Origin of the sequence: Paraburkholderia antibiotica (assembly GCF_012927125.1) — a bacterium.
Classification (GTDB): domain Bacteria; phylum Pseudomonadota; class Gammaproteobacteria; order Burkholderiales; family Burkholderiaceae; genus Paraburkholderia; species Paraburkholderia antibiotica.
In genome coordinates this window covers 147,295-172,945 of record NZ_JABBFZ010000004.1, presented here as the reverse complement: position 1 = coordinate 172,945, position 25,651 = coordinate 147,295, and the positions used below count along the sequence as shown (strand labels likewise).

Below are 25,651 nucleotides of genomic sequence, written 5' to 3'. Positions count from 1 at the left end.
TTTCGGTTTTACGTCGGGAATCTATCTGATCCATTGCCCGTGCGCCGGCCGCCAGAGCCTGCACACGACGCGCACGTGACGGCGGCCGCGGTCCTGAATGGCCACGGGCAGTGGCGCAAATAGTACGGAGCAAAGCTGAAGGAAACCTGAAGATAATACTGCGTTAGGGCGGCGAGCGGCATGCCCGAATAAGCCGATTTGTTGCGATCTTTCGAGTCGGTTACTCATGTCGCATCGATGTGGTATGCCGGGATATCACAGTGTGCCCGCGAGCATGACGCCGCCTTGCGTTCGATCCCGGCAGCGGCGGCGTCCCACTTCAGACGATGTTCCTACGATCCCGCACTACGGCTTTCAGGTCGCGTTGCGCGACCTGACGCGGGTTTGACCTCACACGGGTTTGATGTCGGCCGCCTGTTTGCCCTTCGGGCCTTGCTTGATTTCGAAGCTGACCTTCTGGTTTTCCTGCAACGACTTGAAGCCGTCGGCGCGAATCTCCGAAAAATGGGCGAACAGGTCTTCGCCGCCGTCATCGGGAGTGATGAAGCCGAAGCCTTTCGCGTCGTTGAACCATTTCACTGTTCCGGTTGGCATGTCGATGTCCTCGTGATGCGTGGGTTAAGTGGTTGAATACATGAAGGTTGAATACATGAAGGTTGAATACATGAAGGTTGAATACATGAAGCATGAAACACGAAGCGCCGCGCGTTGTCTACTGCCCGATGTCGGCCGGCGCCCGGCCCGGGCCGCGAGGCCGGACCGTGCCAGGCACCGAGCAAGCGGCGTGCCGCGCCCCGCCCGACGACCCGCGTTCGGTACGATGCGCCGCAATCAGATAAGATAATTGGTATCGGCAGTTCATTCACGGCCGCGCAGGTCTGTCGCCCCCGCTTCACGACCGCGCGGCCTGTTTGTTTTTCCCACTTACAGGAATCAGCAAGGAACCAGTATGGCCATCTCGAGCTACACCGATACCCGACTTCTGATCAACGGCGAATGGTGCGACGCCGCCAGCGGCAAGACTCTCGACGTGATCAACCCCGCGACCGGCCAGGCCATCGGCAAGGTCGCGCATGCCGGCATCGCCGATCTGGACCGCGCGCTCGACGCCGCGCAGCGCGGCTTCGAAGCCTGGCGCAAGGTGCCGGCCAACGAGCGCGCCACCATCATGCGCAAGGCCGCCGCGCTGGTGCGCGAGCGTGCCGCCGACATCGGCCGCCTGATGACGCAGGAACAGGGCAAGCCGTTCGCCGAAGCGCGCGTCGAAGTGCTGGCCGCGGCCGACATCATCGAATGGTTCGCGGACGAAGGCCGCCGCGTGTACGGCCGGATCGTGCCGTCGCGCAACCTCGCGCAGCAGTCGCAGGTGCTCAAGGAGCCGATCGGCCCGGTCGCGGCGTTCACGCCGTGGAACTTCCCGGTCAACCAGGTCGTGCGCAAGCTGTCGGCGGCGCTCGCCTGCGGCTGCTCGTTCCTCGTCAAGGCGCCGGAAGAAACCCCGGCCTCGCCCGCCGCGCTGCTGCAGGCGTTCGTCGAAGCCGGCGTGCCGGCCGGCACGGTCGGCCTCGTGTTCGGCGATCCGGCTGAAATCTCGAGCTACCTGATCCCGCATCCGGTGATCCGCAAGGTCACGTTCACCGGCTCGACGCCGGTCGGCAAGCAGCTCGCGGCCCTCGCCGGCTCGCACATGAAGCGCGCGACGATGGAACTCGGCGGCCACGCACCGGTGATCGTCGCGGAAGACGCCGACGTCGCGCTCGCCGTCAAGGCAGCCGGCGCCGCGAAGTTCCGCAACGCAGGCCAGGTCTGCATTTCGCCGACGCGTTTCCTCGTGCACAACAGCATCCGTGAAGAATTTGCCACGGCGCTCGTCAAGCATGCCGAAAGCCTGAAGCTCGGCGACGGTCTCGCCGAAGGCACCACGCTCGGGCCGCTCGCCAACGCGCGCCGTCTGACCGCGATGGCCAAGGTCGTCGAAGACGCTCGCAAGACCGGCGCGAAGGTCGCGACGGGTGGCGAGCGCGTCGGCTCGGAAGGCAACTTCTTCGCGGCCACCGTGCTGACCGACGTGCCGCTCGAAGCGGACGTGTTCAACAACGAGCCGTTCGGCCCGATCGCGGCGATCCGCGGCTTCGACAAGCTCGAAGAGGCAATCGCCGAAGCGAACCGTCTGCCGTACGGTCTGGCCGGCTACGCGTACACGAAGTCGTTCGCCAATGTGCATCTGCTGTCGCAGCAGATGGAAGTCGGCATGCTGTGGATCAACCAGCCCGCCACGCCGACGCCGGAAATGCCGTTCGGCGGCGTCAAGGACTCCGGCTACGGCTCGGAAGGCGGTCCGGAAGCGATGGAAGCCTACCTCGTGACGAAGGCCGTCACGGTGATGGCGGTTTAAGAAAGCGCATCGGCCGCGGCGCGGGTGACGCAGGCGCGTCATTCGCGCGGTGGCCGATCTGTGGCCGATAACCGTTTTTCATCGATCTGCCAGGTCCGCGAGCCCCAAATCTCGCGGACCTTTTTTATTGCCATGCACACTATTTCCGCCGAATCGATGCAGCCGACACTGAGCGGCACGCACGTCGAACTGCAGCCGCTGCGCGAAGAACACGCACCGGCGCTCGTCGCGGCCGCCGCCGACGGGCAGTTGTGGGACATGAAGCTGACCGTGGTGCCGGACGCATCGACCGTCGATGCCTATATCGCTACCGCGCTCGCGGGCCGCGCGGCCGGCACCGTGATGCCGTTCGTGATCGTGCGGCGCGATAACAACGTCAACGCTAACGACGCGGGCTGCGGACGGATCGTCGGCAGTACGCGGTTCTGGAAGATCGATCGCGCGAATCGCAAGCTCGAAATCGGCCACACGTGGCTCGCGGCGTCGGCGCAGCGCTCGGCCGTGAACACCGAGGCGAAGTATGTGCTGCTGTGCCACGCGTTCGACGCAATGCACTGCGTGCGCGTGCAGTTCACCACCGACGAACTCAACGACCGCTCGCGCGCGGCGATCCTGCGTATCGGCGCGCAACAGGAAGGCGTGGTCCGGCACGAGCGGATCATGCCGGACGGACGCAAGCGCAACTCGGTGCGCTTTAGCATCATCGACGACGAATGGCCGGCGGTGAAGGCGATGCTTGAGGCGAAGCTGGCGGGCTGAGAGGACGCACGGGCGGCTCAGGCGGCTCAGGCGCGCATCACAATCTGTCGCGAGCGGCCCGCGAATCGGCGAGCCACCCGCCCGCCGAACACATCACGTCACCTTCGCGGCAAGCCCATCAACAAGCCGGGCCGCCCTCACGCGCGGAACCGGCCTTCTCTCCCCCCCATCACCCCATCAAACGTGCGCATCCCGCTCGTTCATCGGTGCGGTCTGCGTCGCCACCGCGAACTCTTCGCGCAGCGCATCGCGCGCATGATGCCGGCGCACCCACAGCGCGGTCAGGATCGGCACGAGGATCGCGGTCACCAGACACGCGGTCGCCACCATCGCGGTCGCGGCCGGCACCAACGGTTTGAAGCTCGGGATCATGTCGGCGATGATCGCCGGATTCGCGACCGCGGCGCCCGCCGTCGACGACGCCGCCAGCCCCGCCGCACCGTTGCCGCCGGCGATCCAGCGATCGGCGAGAATCAGCGGCACGCCGGTCACGACGATCACGCCGAGCCCGAGCACGACGCCCGGCAACCCGCTCGTGACGATCACGTTCAGATCGATGCCGTTGCCGAGCGCAAAGCCGAAAAACGGAATCAGCGGATGCACGCAGCGGCCGAACAGATCGCGCAGCTCGCTATCGAAGTTGCCCAGCGCAAAGCCGATCAGAAACGGTAGCACCGCGCCGACGAACAGCCGCGGCTCGAAGAACGCGACGCCGGTCGCGCCGAGAATGAGCATGCTGATCAGCGGCCCCGATTCGACCGACATCAGCACGAACGCGCCCGCCTCCTCCTTGGTGCCGTATTGCTGCATCACGGCCGCATACAGACCGCCGTTGGTCATGTCCATCGAGGTCGTGATCGCGAGGATCGACAGCCCGGCGAACAGCCCGGTCTTGATGCCGTCGACCGGAATGAAGCGCGCCGCGATCAGCGTGACGATCCACGCGACCAGCATCTTGGTGGCCAGCAGCGTGCCCGATTTGCGCAGCACGGTGCCGGTCGCGCGCAGATCAATCGTCGCGCCCATGCAGAAGAACCACACCGCGAGGATCGGCACCGTGCCGGTGATCAGGCCGTTGGTGAACGAGCCGAAATACTTGCCCGCGCCCGGCGCGAACGTGTGCACACAGGCACCGAGCAATAGCGGCACCAGCATCAGACCACCAGGAATGCGGTCGATGGCCTTCTTGATCTTCATGCCTCCTCCATGGACTGTCACGTCCCGTTGACGGGTGGATTACCCGGGGTGATGTCCCGTTCTGCGCCGAGCTCTCCCTGTTCGGCGCAATATAGCATCATAAAAGGAACGTCGTTCCGTTTTATTGCTTCCCGTCGTCCTATCGTTTACCCGTTACGAACTGTAAGCCTTATCTGGCTTGATACCGCACAGCAATATTTTCGGACCGACGTTCCGAAATGCGAATTCCTGCGTTACAGTTTCGGGCACACGGCGAGCGCCGAGCGACCGGAGACCCCGCATGGAAGTGAGACAGGCCTGCAACAGCGAATACGCGAAAACGCTCGACACGACCGGCTTGCGCCGCGAGTTTCTGGTCGAGCAGATTTTCGAGCGCGATGCGCTGAAGCTCACCTATAGCCACATCGACCGCATCATCGTGGGTGGGGTGTGGCCGGTCGGGCGCGCGGTCGAGGTGCCCAGCGCGCTCGGCAAATCAATCGGCGTCGGCTATCTGCTGGAGCGGCGCGAACTGGGCGCGATCAATATCGGCGGTGACGGCTGGGTCGAGGTCGACGGCACGCGCTACACGGTGCGTCACGAAGAGGCGATCTATATCGGCAAGGGCACGCAGTCGGTCACGTTCGGCAGCGCCGATACCACCGACGCCACCCGCGCCGCGAAGTTCTATCTGAACTGCGCGCCCGCGCACACCGCTTATCCGACCCGCACGATCTCGCTGGCCGAGGCGTCGCCCGAAACGCTCGGCGATCCGGCCACCGGCAACCGCCGCACGATCCACAAGTTCATCGTGCCCGACGTGCTGCCGACCTGTCAGCTGTCGATGGGCATGACCCGGCTCGAACCCGGCAGCCTGTGGAACACGATGCCGTGCCACACGCACGAGCGCCGCATGGAGGTGTATTTCTATTTCGACCTCGCCGACGATGCCGCGGTCTTTCATCTGATGGGCGAGCCGCACGAAACGCGGCACATCGTGGTGCGCAACGAGCAGGCGGTGATCTCGCCGAGCTGGTCGATTCACTCGGGCGTCGGCACGCGCGCATACACGTTCATCTGGGGCATGGTCGGCGAGAACCAGGTGTTCGGCGACATGGATCATCTCGCGGTCCGCGAGCTGCGCTGAGCGCGTCGCGACGCTTTACCGGGTACGACATGAGCTCGACCACCTTGAACACTTTCGATCTGACCGGCAAGGTCGCCATCGTCACCGGCAGCAACACCGGTCTCGGCGCCGGCATGGCGGTCGCGCTCGCCGCGGCCGGTTGCGACATCGTCGGCGTGAGCCGCGCCTATGCGGGCGACACCGCCGCGCGCGTCAAAGCGCTCGGACGCCGCTTCGCCGACGTGCGCGCGGATCTGTCGTCGATCGCACCCGTCGACGACATCGTGCATGCGGCGCTCGAAGCGTTCGGCCGTGTCGACGTGCTGGTCAACAACGCAGGCATCATCCAGCGCGACGACGCGCTGACGTTCAGCGAAGACGCGTGGGACGCGGTGATGGACGTCAATCTGAAGAGCCTGTTCTTTCTGTCGCAAGCGACCGCACGGCAGTTCGTGCGCCAGGGCGACGGCGGCAAGATCATCAACGTCGCGTCGATGCTGTCGTTCCAGGGCGGCATTCGCGTCGCCTCGTACACCGCGTCGAAAAGCGGCGTGCTCGGCCTCACGCGGCTGCTCGCGAACGAATGGGCGGCGCAGCGCATCAACGTGAACGCGATCGCACCGGGCTATATGGCGACCGCGAACACCGCCGCGTTGCGCGACGACGCGCAGCGCAACGACGAGATTCTCGGCCGCATTCCGGCCGGCCGCTGGGGCGTGCCCGACGATCTGGCCGGGCCGGTGGTTTTTCTGGCGTCGTCGGCATCGGACTACGTGCATGGGCATACACTGGCGGTGGATGGCGGCTGGCTCGCGCGCTAGGCTGGCCACGCGTCGGACGGATTCGTCGCCAGCGTTCGCACAACGCGCTATGCTCTCGCGCCGGTGCTTTCGATCGACGGCGCGAGTGGGTACAGACAGGGAATGACGGACATGGCGGCAAAAGCAACACCGAAAAACACGGCGCAAACGGGTGCACGAAACCCGCGCAAGAATGCAGCCGACACCCCCGCGCTCGATACCGACGGCGCCGAGCGCGGCGAATCGGCGTCGTCGATCGGGCGGGTTTTTGCGATTCTCGGCGCGATCGGCGATAGCGGGCAGATCGGCATCAGCGAGTTGTCGCAACGGCTCGGCATGTCGAAGACCACTGTGCATCGCGTGATTCAAACCTTGAAGGCGCTCGGCTACGTGACGCAGGAAGTCGAAACCGAGCGCTACCGGCTGACGATCCGTCTGTTCGAACTCGGTGCGAAAGCGCTCGAAAGCGTCGACCTCGTGCGCGAAGCCGACATCGAGATGCGCCGCATCGGCCAGATGACGCGCGAAGCGGTCCACCTCGGCGCATTCGACGACGACGCGATCATCTACATCCACAAGATCGACGCCGACTACGGGCTGCGCATGCAGTCGCGCATCGGCCGGCGCAATCCGCTGCATAGCACCGCGATCGGCAAGGTGCTGCTCGCGTGGATGGAGCCCGCCGACGCGCACGAGGTGCTGTCGCACATCGAATTCCGTCGCTCGACGCAAAAGACCCTGACCTGCGCCGAAGCAGTGTTGAGTATTCTGCCGCGCGTGCGCGAACAGGGTTATGGCGAAGACAACGAGGAACAGGAAGAAGGCCTGCAATGTATCGCGGTGCCGGTGTTCGACCGCTTCGAGCGCGTGATCGCCGGCTTGTCGATTTCGTTTCCGACGATGCGCTGCGGCGCCGATACGAAGTCGCACTACGTCGCGCTGCTCAAGCAGGCGGGCCTCGCGATTTCGACGCGGCTCGGTTATCGCGAAGCCATCGCAGCGGAGCCCGCGGCGGCACAGTGAGCGTGGTCGATTACACCTGCACCCCATTCACGCGCTGCGTGTTGCCGACATGATCGAAGCTTAAGAGACGCTGATGTCGCGGCACGTCAAACTATATTTAAAGCGTCTTTACGATCATGCCCACGTGAGCGCGCGAGCGGCTCACGCCTAGTCTGCAACTGAATGTATCCGCGCGATACATCAGCAGCGAAAGCCCATTCGCCGCCTTTTTCAGCAGCCAACGCAGCGCCGCGTCTCTCGATCGACCCACATCGCATCGTGTCGACGCCGAATTTTTTCATAACGCCCTCAAGGGTTTGCCGGACCCTCTAACAATCATCTGTCATTTCGACAGGTCGACCGCACACTTTTTCCATCGGGATCGTCGCACGCGCACGCTTCGACTGCGGCGCGCGTGGATCGACACGTCCTGTTACACACAAACACACCAGTAATCGCGCCGCTCAGTAGAGTTCGGTTCAACCCGAGCGATTCGTACGAAACGCTTTACACGAAACCAATTGAATGTCGGCGATACCGACACCCAGGGAGCAACGTCATGAAGAAAATTTTCGCACTGGCCATTCTTGCCGCTACGCTCGGCGGCGCATTGAGCGGCTGCATCGTGGTCCCCGATGGTCCTCATGGTCACGACCATCACTACGAGCACGATCACGACCGCGACCATTACTAAGCGCATCGCCTGAGCGCGCGGTTCAGACCGCGCGCGATGAAGGCATAGCGCGCCAGCCGCTTCTCCTCACATACAACGATACAGAGAACCATCATGAGTCAATCACGCAACCGCTGGATTCAGTTGACGCTCGCCGCCGGCCTCGCGATCGGCGCATCGTCGGCCGCTTTCGCGCACGTCGACGTCGGCGTGAATATCGGCGTACCCGCCGTGGTCGAGGCTCCGCCCCCGCCGGTTTATGTGCAGCCCGCGCCGGTGTATGCACCGCCGCCCCCGGCCGCCGTCGTGATCACGCCGGGCTGGTACGGCGATCGCTACTACGACGGTCATCGCTATTGGGAACGTCACGACTGGGAGCGCCGCCATCCCGAATGGCGCGACGCGCGCGGCCCGCATGGCGACCGTCATGACAACGGCTGGCACGGCCGCGATCATGGCGACCGCGGCGATCACGACCATTGATGAACGACATGGCGGCGTCGCGCTGACGCCGCCATGTCGCGTTGGCCTTCGCGCCAACTCTTCGACAGGAGCGACGACGTGGTCCGCAACGATCCGAGACGAGTCACCGCACAGGTCGACGGTGCGCTGATCTGCGCCGAATACAGCGAGCAGACCGGGCAACTGTGTCTGCGCCAGGACGGCACGCTGCTACGCGAATGGTTTCCGCCGCATTCGTGGATGGCGATCGCCTCAGTCGCCGGCGCGCGCCACTGGGGCACGCGTCCCAGCGACGACGACCTGATCGCGCTGCTGCACAACGAGCTGGCGCTGCTTCGCACGAGCTGAGTTTTCGGGCGAAATTTTTTCGCGAGACTCGCGGTACAGAGACTTGCGGCACATTTACCCGCTTGTTCATGCGCTTTAATGCGCTCGCACTTTACCCGGCACGACAACGCAGCGCGTGCTCAATCGATCGCGACAGCACCGACGGCTTCATCGACCGATGCCTCTTCCGCGAGCGGCCCCCGCCGCCTCATCAACACGATGCCGCCCGCCGCGATCACAGCCGGCACAGCCAGCAGACTGAACACCGCGCCGAACTGCCAGCCGAGGCCCATCAACGCGGCACCGACGAGTGCGCCGGCCACCCCACCAACCCGGCCAATCCCCAGCATCCACGCCACACCGGTGGCCCGTGCGCGGGTCGGGTAGAAGCTCGCCGCGAGCGCCGACATCGACGTGACCGCGCTGGTCGCCACCGTGCCGGTCAGGAAGATCAGCGTGCCGAGCCAGATCTGATGGCCGACGCCCTGCCCGACCAGCAACACGAGTGCGCCGACCAGCACATAGGTGAACGCGATCACGCGATGCCCGGCGAAGCGGTCCATCACCCAACCGACGCACAGATTGCCGAGGATGCCGCCAAGCGGAAACAGCGAGGTCATCAACGCGGCCTTTTCGCCCGAGAAGCCGGTGTCCTTGAATAGCGTCGGCAGCCAGTTGGTCAGCAGGTAGTAGATCAGCAGCCCCATGAAATACGCGAGCCACAGCATCAGCGTGCCGAAGCGGTAGCGCGTCGACAGGATGATCGCGAGCGCCCATTGCGCGCGTGTGTCGCCGGCCTGGCTGCGCACGTCTTGCGCAAAGAAACGGCAACCGTCGAGACGGCTATCCGGTGCGATCCGCTGCAGGATCCGCGCGATGCGTCGGTCGGCCTGCTTGCGCACTGCGAGGAATTGCGCCGATTCGGGCAGCAGCAGAATCAGCAGCACGGTCAGCACGATCGGCCCGACGCCGCCCGCGACCAGCACGCTCGGCCAGCCGAACTGCGGAATCAGCCATGCGGAAGCGAGCCCGCCGATCGCAAGGCCGCCCGAAAAACCGCAGAACATCGCGTTAACCGCGACCGCGCGAATGCGGGCAGGCGCGTATTCGGACATCAGCGTGACCGCGTTCGGCATCGCCGCGCCGAGACCGAGCCCGGTGAAAAAGCGCAGCACGGTCAGCGATTCGATCGAACTTGCACGAGCCGCCGCGAGACTCCACAGGCCGAAAAAGAATACCGACAACACCAGCACCGTCTTGCGTCCGAGCCGATCCGCGCACGGACCGGCGGCCAGCGCGCCGATACCGAGCCCGACCAGCGCCGCGCTCATCACGGGCCCGAGCGCGCTGCGCGCCACGCCCCACTGCTGGACCAGCGACGGCGCGATAAAGCCGACCGCCGCGGTATCGAAACCATCGGCGGCGACGACCAGAAAGCAGAGCACGAGAATCGTCCATTGAAACGGCGAAAAGCGCTGGGCGTCGATAAAGGCCTGCACGTCCACCTGGCGCTCGGCATCGGATTGGCGTGGCACTGGGGCCCCGCCGCGTTGAAGCTTTTCCATTGCGATGTCTCCTTGAAATAACGAGGTATTTTTTATTATTCGGATTGCTATCTAAAATGCGGATGCCGCCGCCTGGATGGCGTACGGCATACGGCTTCCGCGCTAGCTGGTCGCCGCGCCGAACGCGTGCCAGCCGCCATCGACGCTGAGCACCGTGCCGGTGATATAGCTCGCCGCGTCAGACGCGAGAAACGCGATGGCATGGGCGATTTCGTCGGGACGCGCGAGACGGCCCATCGGCGTACGCTTCTCGATCGACTGCACGTTCATCTGGCCGTTGCGTTGGAGCGTTTCGACGAGTTCGGTCGCGACATAGCCGGGCGCCACCGCATTCACGCGAATGCCGTCGCTTGCCCACTCGCAGGCAAGCGAGCGCGTCATCGCGACGATGCCCGCTTTCGCCGCGCCATACGCGTTGCGCGTCGGAATGCCAGCGAGTCCCGCGATCGAACCGAGATTGACGATCGCTCCACACCCTTGCGCGAGCATCACGCGGCCCGCTTCACGACATGCGACGAACGTGCCGCGCAGGTGGACGTCGAGCAGGCGATCGAACGCCTCGACGTTCTGCTCGACGGTCGGATACGGTTGATCGCTGTTGCCGGCGTTGTTGACGAGTACGTCGAGCCGTCCATAACGTTCGACGCATGCATCGATCAGCGCGCGCACGTCGGCTTCGCTGGCCACGTCGGTGCTCACGCCGAGGTGCGCGTCGCCCAGTTCGCGGGCCCGCTCGGTGGCGCGCTGTAGATCGAGATCGGCGATCACCACGTGATAGCCGTCCTGCGCGAAACGCCGCGCGCACGCCCAGCCGATTCCATTCACGCCGCCGGTGACGATGGCGACGGGTTGCGTCGGTTCGCTCATGTCCGTCTCCTCCTCTGCCGCGCCGCTAGCGCAGCATCGCCAGCGTCCTGAAGTCGACGCGTTTGATGATGCGGCTCTCCTGCGCGACGATCAGATGCGCGGAGGCTTGCAGATAGGCAGGCCACTCCGGATCGGCATCGCGCGCGGTGCGGCGCTGGTCGTAATCGGCGATGCTCTCGTAGCCCCACAGATGCACGACCTGATTCAACGCGCCGATGTCGCTCATATAGAAGCCGACCGGTGCGCCGAGGTACTTCAACTGGATCGGCATCGCCAGCCGGTCGAAGACGTCGATGAATTCCGCCATGCCGCGCGGGCGGATCGTATAGATGCGATGGTCGACGAAAGGTTTGCCCTGGCTCATGTGCCGGTCCTCAATACGGTTGCGGATGCGGCGGCGTCCGTGGTGTCCGCGCTCTCCGGATAGTTCGTTTTACTGACGTTCACGCCGGCGAGATGTCGGCCGGTGATATAGCCGAACGTCATGATCGGCCCGAGCGTGATGCCCGCGCCCGGATAGTTGCCGCCCATCACGCTCGCCCGATCGTTGCCGACCGCGTACAGACCGTCGATCGGCGTGCCCGCGTCGTCGAGCACTTCGCCGGTTACCTTCGTCGAGATGCCGTCGAAGGTGCCGAGGTCGCCCATCTCGACCTTCAGCGCGTAGTACGGACCGTCGCCGATCGGCGCGACGCATGGATTCGGCTTGTGCTCGGGGTCGGCGAGATAGCGGTTGAACGACGTCGTGCCGCGGCCGAACTCGCGGTCTTCACCGTGCGCTGCATCGGCGTTGTAGCGCTTCACGGTCGTTTCGAGCGCGGCGCCGTCGAGGCCCGCATGGCGCGCGAGTTCGGCCAGCGTATTGCCCTTGCTCAGATAGCCGTTGCGCAGCAGCGGACCGAGCGGCACCGGTGCGGGCTTCGCATAACCGAGCCCGTATTTGCGGATCGTCGCGTGATCGCAGATCAGCCACATCGCGGTTTCGCGCTCGTTCGCGCAGGCGTCGATCATTGCCGCGCCGACGTCGTGATACGAATTCGCCTCGTTGGTAAAGCGCTTACCGGCACGCGTCACGCCGATCACGCCCGGCTTGTAGCGATCGACCAGATGCGGAAACACGCCAACGCTGCCGTCGCGCATCGGCACGCGCGACACCGGCATCCACGCGGCGGGTTGCGGATAGCGAATCGCCACGCGCGCGCCGAGCCGTTCGGCCATGCCGACGCCGTCGCCGGTATTGCCGCGCGGCACCGGCGACACGTGTTCGCCGCCGCGCTGCACATGCGGATAAGCGCGGGCGATCCGTGCAACGTCATGCGAAAAGCCGCCGCACGCGAGCACGACGCCGCGTCGCGCGACGATGCGCATGTCGCCATTCGGTCCGTCGACGAGCGCGCCGCTCACACGCGAGCCGACGACGCTCAATTCACGCGCGGCGGTGTTCGTGTAAATCGGAATGCCGAGGTCGAGCACGGATTTCGCGAGCCGCGCGGCGAGCGCATTGCCGCTCGTGATCTGCACGCCGCGCCGGTACAACGCGAGGTCCTTCAGATGACTCGCGAGCCGCTTTGCGACATACAGCGCGGATTTGAGCGAACGCGTCGCGTTGAAAAAGTGCTTCAGGTCCGCGTTCGACGAGTTGAACATCATGCCGATGAACGTGATCGTTTTCAGCGGCGGACGCAGACGCGCGATGTCCTTGCCGAGCGCACGCGCATCGAACGGCGCGGCCACCACCGAGCGGCCCACGTCGACGCCGCCGCCCACGTTCGGGTGATAGTCGGGGTACAGCGTCGACACGAATTTGACCGTGGTTTCCCGCTCGAAGAAATCGAGCATCTCGGGGCCGGTGTCGAGAAACGCATCGACGGCGGCCGCGTCGAAGAACGCGCCGGCTTCGTTACGCATATAGGTCAGCGCCGCTTCGCGCGTATCGCGCACGCCATTGTTTTTCGCGTGATGGTTGCCGGGAATCCACAGCACCCCGCCAGAAAATGCGGTCGTGCCGCCGAATAGCGGCTCCTTCTCGATCACGATGACATCGAGGCCGTGCTTGCGCGCGGTGATCGCGGTCGACAGGCCGCCCGCGCCCGAGCCGATGACGAGCACGTCGCAGGTGAGCGTCGTGCCGCCTGTTCTGCCGGTTGCGCTGGTTGCGCCAGTTGTATGAGTCATGACGGTGTCCTTGCGTGAGGGCTTAGCGGGGAGCTTGAGAGGCCTCGAAGCCGGGACGCGGCACGAGGTCCATCAGCATGCTTTCGAAGCCGCCGTCGACGGTGATTTCCGTGCCGTTCACATACGCGGCACGCTCGCTCGCCAGAAACGCGACGACGTCGGCGATATCGTTCGGCTCGCCGATGCGGCGGCTCGCGGTCATCGCGCTGCGGCGCCGTTCGATGTCGCCGTGCTCATAGAAGGCAGCCGACAGCGGCGTGCGGATCATGCCTGGGCACACCGCATTGCTGCGAATACCACGCGCGCCCCACTCCGCCGCGATCTGCTTCGACAGCAGCAGCACGCCGGCCTTGCCCGCGCTGTATGCGCCGCTATAGGTCTGCGGATGATGCGCGGCCACCGAGGCCACATGCACGAGCGCACCCGTGCCGCGCTTGAGCATCGCCTGACCGAATTGCTGCGAGCACAGCATGTAGCCGGTCAGGTTCACGCGCAGCATCGCGTTCCATGCGTCGAGACCGATCTCTTCGATGCCGCCCGGACGCAACAGCCCCGCGTTGTTGACCAGCACGTCGGCAGCGCCCAGTTGCGCCTCGACATCCGCAACCGCGCCGCGCACGCTATCGATATCGCCGATGTCGCAAGCCAACGCGAGCGCCTCGACGCCATTCGCGTTCAGCGCCTGCGCGACCGCCCGGCACTTTTCCTCATCGCGGTCGAGCAGCGCGACGCGCGCGCCCGCCGCGCCGAGCACCTGCGCAATCGCACTGCCGATGCCACCCGCCGCGCCGCTGACGACGCAGACCTTGCCGGCGAGCCCGAGCCAGTGCCGCGTATCGGCGCCGGCTTCGCGCTGATCTTTCTGCTGAATCATTTGCTTAGTCCTCCGAATCTCCATGACTGTTATCGCGGCGAACGAGCTTGCCGTGCAGCACGACGAGCCGCGCTAATCGACCGCGCCTGTGATGGAAAAAAGTATAGCCACGCAGCTCAGGCGGAAATTGGACAAAGGCAGCGCATCGCAGGACAATCCGAACATAGGAGACAAAACGGCATGAGGAATATCCCTAACTACGACCTGTACGGAGAGTCGGCGCGGCCACCGTGGTACGACGCGTTCAACTTCGAGTGGATTGTCGAGCGTAGCCGTCCGAACGATTGGCATATTGCCGCCCACCGGCACGATGCGTTGCTGCAGATCCTCTATATCCGTAGCGGTACCGGTCACGTGCTGGTCGAAAGCGAAAAGCTCGCGATCGAAGCCCCATGCCTGATCCTGTTGCCCGCGCAAACGGTGCATGGTTTCGTGTTTTCGCCGGAAATCGATGGGCTCGTGATCACCGCCGCGCAACGGGCGCTGGAGTCGATTTCGAAAGCCGTGTCGCCGGGTTTGCTGCCGGTGCTGCAACGGCCCGCGCTCATCCCCGTGCGGCCCACGGTTGGCGAGCACACGTTGATGCCGTTGTTCGGTTTGCTGGAGCAGGAATTTCGCGGGAGCGCGCGCGGCCATATCGCCGCCGGCATGTCGCTAATGATTGCACTTTTTGTGCAAGTCGCGCGTTTGACGGATGCCGCGTCGAGCGCGAACACAACGGTCAACGACCGGCGCGCGGCGCAACTCAAACGGTTACGCGAACTGATTGCCGCGCACGTGCGCGAGCATCGGCCGATCGATTTCTATGCGGAGAAACTGGGGGTGACCGCGGCGCAGCTAGGCCGGATCTGTCGCGAGGAACTCGGCCATTCGCCGCTGTCGCTCGTCAATGATCAGCTGATACGCGAGGCGCAACGCGATCTGGTCTACTCGGGCTTGAGTATCAAACAGATCGCGCATGCGCTCGGTTTCGAAGATTCGGCCTATTTCAGCCGCTATTTCCGCAAGCAGACAGGCATCACGCCGACAGAATTTCAGGCGGCGGCGCATCGGGATCTGTCGATTAATTAGCGATCCCGAGCGTCGCGCCGGCAGAGGTTACGAGGTGCCGCTTACAGATGAGCCTGCATCTGCGCGCCGGAAATGCCGACGTAGTTTTCCGCGAGGACGGTGGCTGCGGTGCGCGACGTCGTCACGTACTCGAGTTCAGCCACTTGCAGTTGCTGCTCGAACGCCGATGCGCCTTCGATACGATGCATCATGCTGGTCATCCAGTACGAGAAGTGCTCGGCGCGCCAGATGCGCTTGAGCGCCGTTTCGCTGTAACGGTCGAGCAGATCGGTGCGGTTTTCCTTGTAGAACGCGTCGAGCGCGCGGCTCAGCACGTTCACGTCGGCGACCGCGAGGTTCATGCCCTTCGCGCCCGTCGGCGGCACGATGTGCGCGGCGTCGCCGGCGAGGAACAGACGACCGTGCTGCATCGTCGTCGATACGAAGCTGCGCATGCCGACAATGTTCTTCTGGAAAATCTTGCCGTCGATGATCTTCTGACCATCATGCGAATCGGCACGTGCATGCAGTTCCGCCCAGATGCGATCGTCGGACCAGTTATCGACCGAGTCCTTCGGATCGCACTGGAAGTACATACGCTGCACGTTCGGCGAGCGCGTGCTGATCAGCGCGAAGCCACGCTCGTGGCGCGCGTAGATCAGTTCGTCCGACGACGGCGGGCCTTCGCACAGGATACCGAACCAACCGAATGGGTAGACCCGTTCGAAGTCCTTGCGCAGTGCCTGCGGAATCGCCTGACGCGACACGCCTTGCGAGCCGTCGCAGCCGATCACGAAGTCGCATTGCAGTTCATGCTCCGCGCCTTCGTGGCGATAGCGGATCGACGGCTTGTCGGTATCGATGCCATGTACCGAGGTGTCCGACACGCCGAAACGCAGTTCTGCGCCGGCCGCAACGCGCGCCGCGACAAGGTCCTTGATCACTTCGTGCTGCGCGTAGACCGTGATCGCATGACCGGTGAGGCCGGTCAGATCGATGCGGCGGCGCTTACCTTCGAACGCGAGTTCGAAGCCATGGTGCAGCGCGCCTTCGGCTTTCATGCGCTCGCCAAGACCGGTTTCGGTCAACAGGTCCATCGTGCCCTGCTCGAGCACGCCGGCGCGGATCGTCGATTCGATCTGCTCGCGGGTGCGCGTTTCGAGCACCACCGAGTCGATACCGCGCAGATGAAGCAGGTGGGAAAGAAGCAGGCCAGCAGGCCCTGCACCGATAATGCCGACTTGGGTACGCATCGATGTCTCCTGAATGCAGTGATGAGATTTGCGCTCAGTGTGACGATCGGTGCAGGTATCGCGCAACGCGATATGCCGGATAGGCCGTATCGCGTTGCGCGATAGAAGGGATTGACCCAGCTCAAATCCGAGCGTGGCGCATTAGCCTGAGACTCAAGTCGGACGGGGCTTTCCGGCGATCGTGGCGAAGCGTGATCAATCCTGCCGTTATTTGACCTACCTCAGGTAAACCCCGATCTCCTCGCGCCGTCTCAACGCGCTTCAACTAGCCAAGAAACAGTCGATAGACAGGATTTTTCGTCTCTTCCCAGTACGGATAACCGAGTGTCGCGAGGAAGCGCTCGAACGCCGCGTTCTCGCTCTCCGGCACCTGGATGCCGACCAGAATCGAGCTGTAGTCCGCGCCCTGGTTGCGGTAGTGGAACAGGCTGATGTTCCAGTTCGGCGCCATCGACGACAGGAACTTCATCAGCGCGCCTGGCCGCTCCGGAAACTCGAAGCGGAACAGGCGTTCGTCGTGCGCGAGCGGCGAGCGGCCGCCGACCATGTAGCGGATGTGCTGCTTCGACAGTTCGTCGAAGGTCAGATCGACGGTCGCGAAACCGTGCGCTTCGAACGCGCCCGCGATCTGCGCGGATTCGCTGCGATTGCGGATCTGCACGCCGACGAAGATATGCGCGGAGTTCGCGTCCGCGATCCGGTAGTTGAATTCGGTGACGCTGCGGGTGCCGACCAGTTCGCAGAAGCGCCTGAAGCTGCCGCGCTCTTCGGGGATCGTCACCGCGAACACCGCTTCGCGCGCTTCACCCACTTCCGCGCGCTCGGCGACAAAGCGCATGCGGTCGAAGTTCATGTTCGCGCCCGACGTGATCGCGATCAGCGTCTGGTTCTCGATGCCTTCGCGCTCGGCGTACTGCTTCAGGCCAGCGACTGCCAGGGAACCTGCCGGCTCCAGCACGCTACGCGTGTCCTGGAACACATCCTTGATCGCGGCGCACAGCGCGTCCGTGTTCACGAGCAGCACGTCGTCGAGATACTCGCTGCACAGACGGAAGGTTTCTTCGCCGACCAGTTTCACCGCGGTGCCGTCGGAGAAGAGACCCACTTCGTTCAAAGTAACGCGTTCGCCCGCTTTCAACGAAGCGGCCATCGCACAGGAGTCATCAGTCTGCACGCCGATCACCTTGATCTCGGGGCGCACTGATTTCACGTAAGCCGCAACACCTGCCGCAAGACCGCCGCCGCCGATCGGCACGAATATCGCGTGAATCGGCCCCTGGTGCTGGCTGAGGATTTCCATCGCCACCGTGCCCTGACCGGCGATCACATAAGGGTCGTCAAAAGGATGCACGAAGGTCAGGCCGCGCTCTTCCTGCAGTTTGACCGCATGCGCATACGCGTCGCTATACGACTCGCCGGACTGCACGACTTCGACGGTCGGCCCGCCATGCGTGCGGATTGCGTCGACCTTCACCTGTGGCGTCGTGACCGGCACGACGATGATCGCCTTCACGCCCATCCTTGCCGCCGACAGCGCCACACCCTGCGCATGATTGCCCGCCGACGCGGTGATCACGCCACGCGCGAGCGCATCGGCCGGGATGTGCGCCATCTTGTTGTACGCGCCGCGCAGCTTGAATGAGAACACCGGCTGGTTGTCCTCGCGCTTCAGGTACACCGGATTGCGCAGCCGCGCCGACAGGTTCGGCGCGCGTTCGAGTTCAGTCTCGCGCGCCACGTCGTAGACGCGCGCGGTCAGGGTCTTTTTCAGGTAATCGTGAGACAGCGCGACGCGCTCGGCGGCGGCCTGTTCGAGTTCGGTCAACAGCAAGGCAAGCTCCTGGGTGGCAACATACGATGCAACAACGAATCGGCTGCGATCGGCAGCAAGTTCGCCAGGAGGCAGGCATAGACCTGAAAGCGGACATAAAAAAACCCGCCTCGTTTGGCGGGTTTTTAGTCACTGCAAGCCGACGTGCGCTAACCCACCATTCGATGAATGATGCTAATAATCAGCGCAATACGGATGTCGAGGCAGTTCATGCAGGCGATCATCGTCGACTTGGCGAGCTTTGTCAATCCCCGCTCGCATGTCCTCTCAGACTGCCGACATGCCTGCGTGAGACCAGGGAATCGGCTTTCGGCAAGAAGGTTTCATGCCACGGCAAACTCGTACCGCTTGCGTTTTCCCCGAAATTCATCAGCCATCCTAAGCGGTTTTCGTATCCACGTTTTTCCTCCGCATCCAAAGAAACGGGGCGCGCCAGCAACGGCGCGCCCCGCTCATCCCGCCATCGCAGCGCTTAATCCCGCACGCCACTCTGCTTCCTGAACGCCGCGAGAATCCGTCGTTCGAGCGCATTGTAGTCGCGGCCAAAGTGATGATCGCCCGACGTGCGGATCACTTCGACGCCGGTCTTCTCGAGCGCCGGGCACAGCGTGTCCGTTTCGCTCGCGCCGTAGAAGCATTGCACCATCGCCGGCGGCACGTGTGCCAACTCCGGTCGGACCTTCAGCGCCTTGTCGCTTGCGGGCATGCCGAGCCAGCCGCCGACGCGGACCTGGAAGTCGGCATCGGGCGCAAAGCCGAGCAGCGAGATCAGCGACACCTTCGCGCGCTGCTCCGCGGGCAGGCGGTTATAGGCGAACGGCATCACATCGGCGCCGAACGAATAGCCGATCAGCGCGATATGCTCCGCGTGCCAGCGCGCGCCGTAGGTCTGCATCACCCGCGCGAGATCGCGGCTGGTTTGCGCGGGCGGCTTCTCGCTCCAGAAATAACGCAGGCTGTCCCAACCGACCACCGAGACGCCGTCCTTCTGCAACGCCTGCGCGATCGTCTTGTCGAGATCGCGCCAGCCACCGTCGCCGGAAATCACAATCGCCATCAGGCCGTTCGGATGCGCGGCCGGCAATTCGATCAGCGGCAGGTCGGACACGTCGTCGTCCTTCGTCGACACCGATTGCAGATGCGGGGTCACGAGCGCCACGAGACGCGCGCGATCGGCCGTGCCGGTACTGGCCTTTTCGACGAAACCCGGCACCTTGTCGCGGATCACGGTCGGGTCCGGCGCACACGGATGGAAACGCGCATCGAGCGTGGGCTCGGCATCGACCGACACCGCGCCGGCGATCGTATTGGACGGCGCCTGCTCGAGCACGTGCATCGCGAGCGTCGCACCCTGCCCCGTACCGACCACGATCGGCGCGAAATAGTGGCTCGACTGCGATTGCCGTTCGAGCTGATGGCTCAACGCCTCGGCATCGCCAACCAGTTGATGGCAGGTTTCCTTCTTCGCCTTGAGGTTCGCCGCGTAGCGCGCGGTATCGACACCGACCGTCAACGCGCCGGACTTCGCGAGCGCATCGGCACTCTTCTGGTCGGCCTCGCTCCAGCCGCTTGCCTGCGAATACAGCACGACGAAGCCGCGCAGCGGGCCGACGGGCTCGGTGACCCGCACGTCGCCATATTGGCCGCCGGATACGGTGGTGGTGGTTGCGTGCGCGAGCGCGCCGCAGCTCAGTACGCTCGCCGCCATGGCGAGTCGGAACAACGGATGCAATGTCATGAACGCCGGCCTCCTGCCAGCAGCGACAGGTCCGCGAGCGTGAAGAACACGCCGGAACCGGATGCCGCGAGATATCGCGGCTCCCAGTGCGGCTGGAATTTGCTCTTGAAAGCACGCAGTCCGCGGAAGTTATAAAAGCGGCCGCCGAAGCGCCACACGATGCCGGCCAGCCGATGCCAGCGCGACGCGAGCGGCGTCGGTTGCACGCCGGAGAGCGGCGCAATGCCGAGACTCAGCGAGCGGAAACCCGCCTGTTTCAGATGCAGCGCGAGCTGCGTGAACAGATATTCCATCGCGTAAGACGACGCGCTTTCGACATGACGCATCACGCCGACGGTCGCCTCGGTATTCAGATCGGTCGTCATGAAGGTCACGAACGCGGCCGGTTCGCCGTTCTGGCGCACCAGCATCACCGATTGCGCGGCGAGGTATTCGTCATGGAATGCCGCCACCGAAAAGCTCTTCTCGCGCGCGTCGCGGCTATCGAGCCAGCCGTCGGAAATCTCGCGCAGCGTTTCGAGCGAAGCCGGCACGTTCGGCTGATCGATCACCTCGACCGTGAAGCCGTCGCGCTCGCCGCGCTTTAACGCATAACGCAGATGCGCACGATGCGAGCCTTTCAGATCGAAGTCGTCGAGCACGACGTGCGCTTCCTCGCCGAGCTTCATCAGCGTGAGACCGGCGTCGAGATAGAGCGGCAGCGCATTCGCGCGCACCTGGTAGAACGCCGCGCGGCCGCCGTGCTGATGCGCAAGCGCGACGAACTTGCTGATCAGCGCGGCCCACTCTTCGCGCGGCCCGACCGGATCGTGCAGCGCGGCCCACGTGCGACCGTACTTCGCGTACATCAGGAAGGCCTTGCGCGACTCCGAGAACAGGAAGCTCTTGTCGCCCATCAGCGCGAGACCGGCATCGCTGCGCTCCTGCGCGCGCACGATACGCGCGGCGTCGCGCAGATCCTCGGGCGCGGGCTTGACGAAACGGCCCGGTGCCGGACGCAGCAACTGCCAGAACGAAAACGTCGCGGCGAACAGGCTCGCGGCCAGCGTCGCGCGCAGCGCACGCGGCGCGCGCTCGTCGAACGCGAATTGCCACCACAGGTCGCGCGTGTACGGCACGTCGCGGAACGCAAACAGCATGACCCACGTCGCCAGCATCAGCACCATCGCCACCGACACGAGCCAGCCCGCGGTGAAGCGCTCGGCGAACAGCGACGAATGACGGTTGAAGCGCTTGCGCGTCGCCAGCAGCAGCACGATCAGCGTGCTGAGCACGCCGGCCTCGACGAACGCGAGCCCCTTGGTCAGCGACAACGCGAGGCTCAGCACCGTGAGCGCGAGCGTCATCCACCATGCGGCGTCGAGCCGTCGCAGCAGACCGCGCGCGACGAACAGCAACAGCACGCCGAGCACGCTGCACAGCATCTGCGAGCTTTCGAGCACCCACAGCGGCACCAGATCGCGCAGGATATGAATGCGTTGCCAGAACGCGGGCGTCGCGCTCGAAATCACCAGCATGCCGCCGACCACGAAGGTGACGAGACTCAGAAACAGCGGCGCGAGCTCCGACGCGCGCTCGGCCTGCAGCATCGACAGCCGGCTTTTCAGCACACGGCCTTCGAAACCCGCCAGCAGCGCGGCCGAGACGATCAACGGCACGCCGAAATAGATCGCGCGATACGCGAGCAGCGCGGCGACCATCTGATGCATCTGCACACTGCCGCTCAGGGTAAACACCATCGCCGCCTCGAATACGCCGACGCCGCCGGGCGTATGGCCAATCAGGCCGAGCAGCATCGCGGCCGCATAGACGGTGATGAAACCGATAAAACTCACGTTCGCGTGCGGCAGCAGCGCCCACAGCGCGAGCCCCGCGGCGACCACGTCGAGCACCGCCAGCGCGACCTGGGCGAGCAGATCGCGGCGCGCGGGGATATCGAACGACAGCCATTGCCAACGCGTGCGCACCGGCCGCGTCTCGCGACGGCACGCAGCCGCGGCGAGCGCCAACGCAACGAGGAGCGCCGCCCCGCCCCAGCGCAGCGCGAGCGGCGACAGACGCAGCATCGGCGCGAGCTGGTCGGCCATGCAGACCATCCCGAGCGCGCTCATCAGCACCAGCGCGAGCGCCAGCGAAACGCTCGTAAACACCGTCATGCGGCCGATCTGCGCGGGCGTGATATTGGCGACGCCGTAGACGCGCGCGCGCACCGCCCCGCCGGTCAACGCGCCGAAGCCGGTCGCATTGCCGAGCGCGGAGCCCGCGGTCGCGCCGACCCACAGCGCCGCGCGCGGCACGCTCGTGCCGAGATAGCGCAGGCCGACCGCGTCGCGCCCGACCAGCGCGACGTAGCTGAGCGCGGTCGCGCCGAGCGCGCCGATCCACTCGCGCGCCGACAGATTGCGCAGCTCGCGGATCACCGAGCGGTAGTCGACCGCTTCCGACAGATGCTGCAGCACGACCAGCAGCAGCCCGCAAATGACGAGCGCCAGCACGGGCGACAGGAGTCCCCGGCTGCCAAGCGCTTTCGATGCACGGCCGAGCAGTGCGCCGAGGCGCCCGAACCGGTGTTGAAGTCGATGAGACATGGTCAATGCAGGCCTTGCGAGGAGCAATCGCGGGCGACGGGTCGTCACGCGCGATCTCGCCGGTGATGGCGATTACAAAGTGATAACGGCAAAGCGTGCAAAAGGTTGACAGCATTAGTCATTTCGCTGTCGGTTGGCTTGTGCGGCAAGCGCCAAAAGGGACGCGATTGTAATGCTTCCCCGGGTGTTTCGCGGATCAAGATCCGCACTCGCCTGCCGTAATCAGGATCAGGAGCGCGATGTAACAGGAGGTGCGGGGCGCGCGGCGTGGCTGGCAGCGCCCCGCATGCCGCACCGCGCGATGGTTGGTCTGAAACCTGAAGGAAAATGACGATGGCTGATCAGGATTGGCTGATGGCGGGGGTTTATCTGGTCGGGCTGATGTCGCTGGTGCTGGGAATCAGCGCGCTGTCGATGCGAGCGACCCGGATGGGCAAGGTGACCTCGCACGCCGGCGAATAATCTGACCATAAGGTCCGAGAGACCCGTGAGGCTATCCGCGAAAAAACGACGGGCCAGAAAGCACGATGCCCGCTACGGGAGCGGGCATCATGTCTGACGGCGAGGCCGGTTAAAGCTGGGCGGCCTCCAGCCGGTTCCCGGCGCGCTTACTGCGGGCGGCGATGCGCTTCTGCGATCACGGCGCAGTTTTGCAGGTGCAGGTTCAGCGCATGCAGCGCCAGCGCGCGCAGCTTGCCGAACAGCGTGGTGGCAGCGGGAGTGGAACGGACGACGTTCGATGCGGTGTTCATGGCAGGTTCCTTAATTCGGGTAACTAGGGTTTATACCTAAGCAATAACCCGATTATAGACCTCTTATGGCGCACTGCAACAAAAATTAACGTTCCAGGGGACGTGAGCCCCATCGCGAGCCCCAATTTCCCTGGCTTCGATTTCAAGGAATCGTCAACGGGCGGCATCGAACGGCGTCGGTGTTAACAACCCGCACCGTACAGGTGCAATAATGCCCCCTTTGCCTGCGACACCCCGCCGCAGACTTCGCCGTCATGACTGCCGTTCAGAAAGCCCTGATTGCGCCCCTTATCGTCGCGTGCGCGATGTTCATGGAAAGCGTCGACGCGAACGTGATCGTCACCGCGCTGCCGGCGATGGCGCGCGATTTCGGGCGCGATCCGGTCACGCTGAAGATCGCGGTGACGAGCTACGTGCTCGGTCTCGGCGTGTTTATCCCGGTGTGCGGCTGGCTCGCCGACAAATTCGGCGCGCGCACGGTGTTTCGCACCGCGATCGGCATCTTCGTGACGGGTTCGCTGTTGTGCGCCGCGTCGAATTCGCTCGCCACCTTCACGGTCGCGCGTTTCATTCAGGGCGTCGGCGGCGCGATGATGGTGCCGGTCGGACGGATCATCATTTTTCGCGTGGTCGAGAAAGCCGACTTCATCCGCGCGATGAATTATCTGAGTGTCCCCGCGATGCTCGGCCCGGCCGCCGGCCCGCTGCTCGGCGGCTTCATCACCACCTATCTGCACTGGCGGCTGATTTTCTTCATCAACGTGCCGATCGGCATCCTCGGCATTTATCTGACCAATCGCTATATCGCCAACACGCGCGAACCGGACCCCGGCCCGCTCGACTGGATCGGTTTCCTGTTGTCGGCGGCCGGCGCGGTGCTGCTGTTGCTCGGGTTGTCGCTGATCGGTGGCGAACTGATTTCCAACATGGACGCGTTCGGCATGTGCGCGGTCGGCGCGGTACTGCTCGCGCTCTACGTCGTCTACGCGCAGCGGGCCGCGCTGCCGCTGCTCGATCTGCGCTTCTTCAAGGTGCCGACGTTCCAGGCGAGCGTGCTCGGCGGCTCGCTGTTCCGGATTGGTCTCGGCGCGCTGCCGTTTCTACTGCCGCTGCTGCTGCAGGAAGGCCACGGCATGAGCGCGTTTCAATCCGGGCTGATCACCTGCGCGTCCGCGTTCGGCGGCATGTTCATGCGCACGATCGCCTCCTCCGTGCTGCGCCGTTTCGGTTTTCGCCAGGTGCTGGTGTTCAACGCGGCGCTGTCGGGCATCGCGATCGCCGCGTGCGGGCTGTTTTTCCCGCATACGCCGACGTGGATCATCTGGGTCGTCGTGCTGCTCGGCGGCTTTTTCCCGGCGCTGCAGTTCACCAGCCTCAATTCGCTGACCTATGCGGAGATCGCGAGTCGCGACGTCGGCCGCGCGACCAGCCTCGGCAGCGTCGTGCAACAGATGTCGCTCGGTCTCGGCGTGACGGTCGGCGGGATCGTGCTGCAGATCGCGCGCCTGCTGAACGGGCATCCGAGCATCATGTGGTCGGATTTCTGGCCGGCGTTCCTCGTGGTCGGGCTGTGCTCGTTTGCGTCGATTCCGGTCACGCTGCGTTTGCCGCGTGGCGCGGGCGAAGAGATTTCGCGGGGCGTGCGCGGCTAGCTAGCGATCAGCGCGGGGAACAACGTCATACCGTTCAGACCGTGGCCGTCACCCACCCCGCACGGCTCGGCACGCTCACGCGCGTTTGCGGATCACGCTCACCTCGCCATTGCGCTCGAGAATCGCGGCGGCGACGTTATCCAGCGAACGCGAGCCGGTTTTCTGTCGCACCGTTTCCTCGATATCGGTACGCGTGACCAGCGCCGCGCGCATTTCGCGCGCGTTGAACGCGCCATCGCTGAACACTTCACGCTCGACGCCACCCACCAGCACTTCGAAACGCCGCGAGCGCATGCAGGCCCACGCGAGCATCCGGTGACACGCGACGATCACGAACGACGCGGCCACCGTCGCAATGAACGGCGACGCCCCAACGATCGCGCGGCTCAGCGTCGCGCCGAGCAGGATCACGACCACCGAATCGAACGGCGAGCGCTGTCCGAACGAGCGCCGCCCCGACACGCGGATCAGCACCAGCGCGATCACGAAGACGGCGATCGAGCGCAAGGCCATCTGCAACGGATCGAGCGTTCTGCCTTGGCCGAACAGAACGAAGATCGCATCCATCATCGTGTCCTCCTCGCGG

25 protein-coding genes are annotated in these 25,651 nt (G+C 64.5%); 12 read left to right on the top strand and 13 right to left on the bottom strand.

The window, feature by feature from the left end; translation table 11 throughout:
* Positions 1–390 precede the first annotated feature (390 nt).
* Complete coding sequence (locus HHL14_RS09850; RefSeq protein ID WP_169497414.1) at positions 391–594, bottom strand: cold-shock protein; 204 nt, start codon at positions 592–594, stop codon at positions 391–393.
* Between the two features lie 355 nt (positions 595–949).
* On the opposite strand from HHL14_RS09850, the gene HHL14_RS09845 reads away from it, so the two are divergent.
* On the top strand, positions 950–2,395 hold the full coding sequence (locus HHL14_RS09845; RefSeq protein ID WP_169497413.1) for an NAD-dependent succinate-semialdehyde dehydrogenase: 1,446 nt from the start codon (positions 950–952) through the stop codon (positions 2,393–2,395).
* Between the two features lie 132 nt (positions 2,396–2,527).
* The gene (locus tag HHL14_RS09840; protein WP_169497412.1) at positions 2,528–3,154 is read left to right on the top strand and encodes a GNAT family N-acetyltransferase; all 627 of its coding nucleotides are present in this window, start codon (positions 2,528–2,530) and stop codon (positions 3,152–3,154) included.
* A gap of 177 nt (positions 3,155–3,331) precedes the next feature.
* Here the strand turns inward: HHL14_RS09840 and kdgT are convergent, their stop codons facing one another.
* The gene (kdgT, locus tag HHL14_RS09835) at positions 3,332–4,351 is read right to left on the bottom strand and encodes a 2-keto-3-deoxygluconate transporter (RefSeq protein ID WP_169497411.1); all 1,020 of its coding nucleotides are present in this window, start codon (positions 4,349–4,351) and stop codon (positions 3,332–3,334) included.
* Positions 4,352–4,631: 280 nt separating this feature from the next.
* Between kdgT and kduI the strand changes: the two genes are divergently transcribed.
* The 6 genes from kduI to HHL14_RS09810 all read left to right on the top strand — a co-directional run bounded on the left by kduI (position 4,632) and on the right by HHL14_RS09810 (position 8,741).
* The gene (gene kduI / locus HHL14_RS09830; RefSeq protein ID WP_169497410.1) at positions 4,632–5,477 is read left to right on the top strand and encodes a 5-dehydro-4-deoxy-D-glucuronate isomerase; all 846 of its coding nucleotides are present in this window, start codon (positions 4,632–4,634) and stop codon (positions 5,475–5,477) included.
* 29 nt (positions 5,478–5,506) lie between these two features.
* On the top strand, positions 5,507–6,277 hold the full coding sequence (gene kduD / locus HHL14_RS09825; RefSeq protein ID WP_169497409.1) for a 2-dehydro-3-deoxy-D-gluconate 5-dehydrogenase KduD: 771 nt from the start codon (positions 5,507–5,509) through the stop codon (positions 6,275–6,277).
* A gap of 102 nt (positions 6,278–6,379) precedes the next feature.
* Positions 6,380–7,279, top strand: coding sequence for a DNA-binding transcriptional regulator KdgR (kdgR, locus tag HHL14_RS09820; protein WP_169497408.1), 900 nt, complete (start codon positions 6,380–6,382; stop codon positions 7,277–7,279).
* 538 nt (positions 7,280–7,817) lie between these two features.
* Entirely contained in the window at positions 7,818–7,952 is a 135-nt protein-coding gene (locus HHL14_RS33535) for a hypothetical protein (RefSeq protein ID WP_268966589.1), read from the top strand.
* Between the two features lie 93 nt (positions 7,953–8,045).
* The gene (locus tag HHL14_RS09815; RefSeq protein WP_169497407.1) at positions 8,046–8,414 is read left to right on the top strand and encodes a hypothetical protein; all 369 of its coding nucleotides are present in this window, start codon (positions 8,046–8,048) and stop codon (positions 8,412–8,414) included.
* A 78-nt stretch (positions 8,415–8,492) separates the two neighbouring features.
* On the top strand, positions 8,493–8,741 hold the full coding sequence (locus HHL14_RS09810) for a hypothetical protein (RefSeq protein WP_169497406.1): 249 nt from the start codon (positions 8,493–8,495) through the stop codon (positions 8,739–8,741).
* A gap of 119 nt (positions 8,742–8,860) precedes the next feature.
* On the opposite strand, the gene HHL14_RS09805 is transcribed toward HHL14_RS09810, so the two are convergent.
* From HHL14_RS09805 to HHL14_RS09785, 5 genes are all read right to left on the bottom strand, one after another.
* Positions 8,861–10,285 (bottom strand): MFS transporter, encoded by a 1,425-nt coding sequence (locus HHL14_RS09805; protein WP_169497405.1) that lies wholly within the window; start codon positions 10,283–10,285, stop codon positions 8,861–8,863.
* A 102-nt stretch (positions 10,286–10,387) separates the two neighbouring features.
* Positions 10,388–11,152 carry an SDR family NAD(P)-dependent oxidoreductase gene (locus tag HHL14_RS09800; RefSeq protein WP_169497404.1) on the bottom strand — a complete coding sequence of 255 codons (765 nt, stop codon included), beginning with the start codon at positions 11,150–11,152 and terminating at the stop codon, positions 10,388–10,390.
* A 25-nt stretch (positions 11,153–11,177) separates the two neighbouring features.
* Positions 11,178–11,516 (bottom strand): NIPSNAP family protein, encoded by a 339-nt coding sequence (locus HHL14_RS09795; protein ID WP_169497403.1) that lies wholly within the window; start codon positions 11,514–11,516, stop codon positions 11,178–11,180.
* Positions 11,513–13,327, bottom strand: a complete 1,815-nt coding sequence (locus HHL14_RS09790; protein ID WP_169497402.1) for an FAD-dependent oxidoreductase — start codon at positions 13,325–13,327, stop codon at positions 11,513–11,515. Before HHL14_RS09790 ends, HHL14_RS09795 begins: the two co-directional genes overlap by 4 nt.
* A gap of 22 nt (positions 13,328–13,349) precedes the next feature.
* Positions 13,350–14,201: an SDR family NAD(P)-dependent oxidoreductase gene (locus tag HHL14_RS09785; protein WP_169497401.1), complete on the bottom strand. Its 852-nt coding sequence runs from the start codon at positions 14,199–14,201 to the stop codon at positions 13,350–13,352.
* Positions 14,202–14,381: 180 nt separating this feature from the next.
* Between HHL14_RS09785 and HHL14_RS09780 the strand changes: the two genes are divergently transcribed.
* On the top strand, positions 14,382–15,272 hold the full coding sequence (locus HHL14_RS09780; RefSeq protein WP_169497400.1) for a helix-turn-helix domain-containing protein: 891 nt from the start codon (positions 14,382–14,384) through the stop codon (positions 15,270–15,272).
* 41 nt (positions 15,273–15,313) lie between these two features.
* On the opposite strand, the gene HHL14_RS09775 is transcribed toward HHL14_RS09780, so the two are convergent.
* On the bottom strand, positions 15,314–16,504 hold the full coding sequence (locus HHL14_RS09775; protein WP_169497399.1) for a 4-hydroxybenzoate 3-monooxygenase: 1,191 nt from the start codon (positions 16,502–16,504) through the stop codon (positions 15,314–15,316).
* A 265-nt stretch (positions 16,505–16,769) separates the two neighbouring features.
* Entirely contained in the window at positions 16,770–18,335 is a 1,566-nt protein-coding gene (gene ilvA / locus HHL14_RS09770; RefSeq protein WP_169497398.1) for a threonine ammonia-lyase, biosynthetic, read from the bottom strand.
* A gap of 26 nt (positions 18,336–18,361) precedes the next feature.
* Between ilvA and HHL14_RS09765 the strand changes: the two genes are divergently transcribed.
* Positions 18,362–18,811 carry a hypothetical protein gene (locus HHL14_RS09765; RefSeq protein WP_169497397.1) on the top strand — a complete coding sequence of 150 codons (450 nt, stop codon included), beginning with the start codon at positions 18,362–18,364 and terminating at the stop codon, positions 18,809–18,811.
* Here HHL14_RS09765 and HHL14_RS09760 read toward each other — a convergent pair.
* Both HHL14_RS09760 and mprF read right to left on the bottom strand, forming a co-directional pair.
* Positions 18,808–20,073 (bottom strand): virulence factor family protein, encoded by a 1,266-nt coding sequence (locus HHL14_RS09760; RefSeq protein ID WP_169497396.1) that lies wholly within the window; start codon positions 20,071–20,073, stop codon positions 18,808–18,810. The two genes, HHL14_RS09765 and HHL14_RS09760, sit on opposite strands and share 4 nt — an antisense overlap.
* Positions 20,070–22,661, bottom strand: coding sequence for a bifunctional lysylphosphatidylglycerol flippase/synthetase MprF (mprF, locus tag HHL14_RS09755; protein ID WP_169497395.1), 2,592 nt, complete (start codon positions 22,659–22,661; stop codon positions 20,070–20,072). Before mprF ends, HHL14_RS09760 begins: the two co-directional genes overlap by 4 nt.
* A 333-nt stretch (positions 22,662–22,994) precedes the next feature.
* On the opposite strand from mprF, the gene HHL14_RS33530 reads away from it, so the two are divergent.
* Entirely contained in the window at positions 22,995–23,123 is a 129-nt protein-coding gene (locus HHL14_RS33530) for a hypothetical protein (RefSeq protein ID WP_268966588.1), read from the top strand.
* Between the two features lie 146 nt (positions 23,124–23,269).
* Here HHL14_RS33530 and HHL14_RS09750 read toward each other — a convergent pair whose 3' ends face one another.
* Positions 23,270–23,413, bottom strand: coding sequence for a hypothetical protein (locus HHL14_RS09750; RefSeq protein WP_169497394.1), 144 nt, complete (start codon positions 23,411–23,413; stop codon positions 23,270–23,272).
* 254 nt (positions 23,414–23,667) lie between these two features.
* Between HHL14_RS09750 and HHL14_RS09745 the strand changes: the two genes are divergently transcribed.
* Complete coding sequence (locus HHL14_RS09745) at positions 23,668–25,065, top strand: MFS transporter (RefSeq protein ID WP_169497393.1); 1,398 nt, start codon at positions 23,668–23,670, stop codon at positions 25,063–25,065.
* A 75-nt stretch (positions 25,066–25,140) separates the two neighbouring features.
* On the opposite strand, the gene HHL14_RS09740 is transcribed toward HHL14_RS09745, so the two are convergent.
* Positions 25,141–25,635, bottom strand: a complete 495-nt coding sequence (locus tag HHL14_RS09740) for a DUF421 domain-containing protein (protein WP_169497392.1) — start codon at positions 25,633–25,635, stop codon at positions 25,141–25,143.
* Between the last annotated feature and the right edge of the window lie 16 nt (positions 25,636–25,651).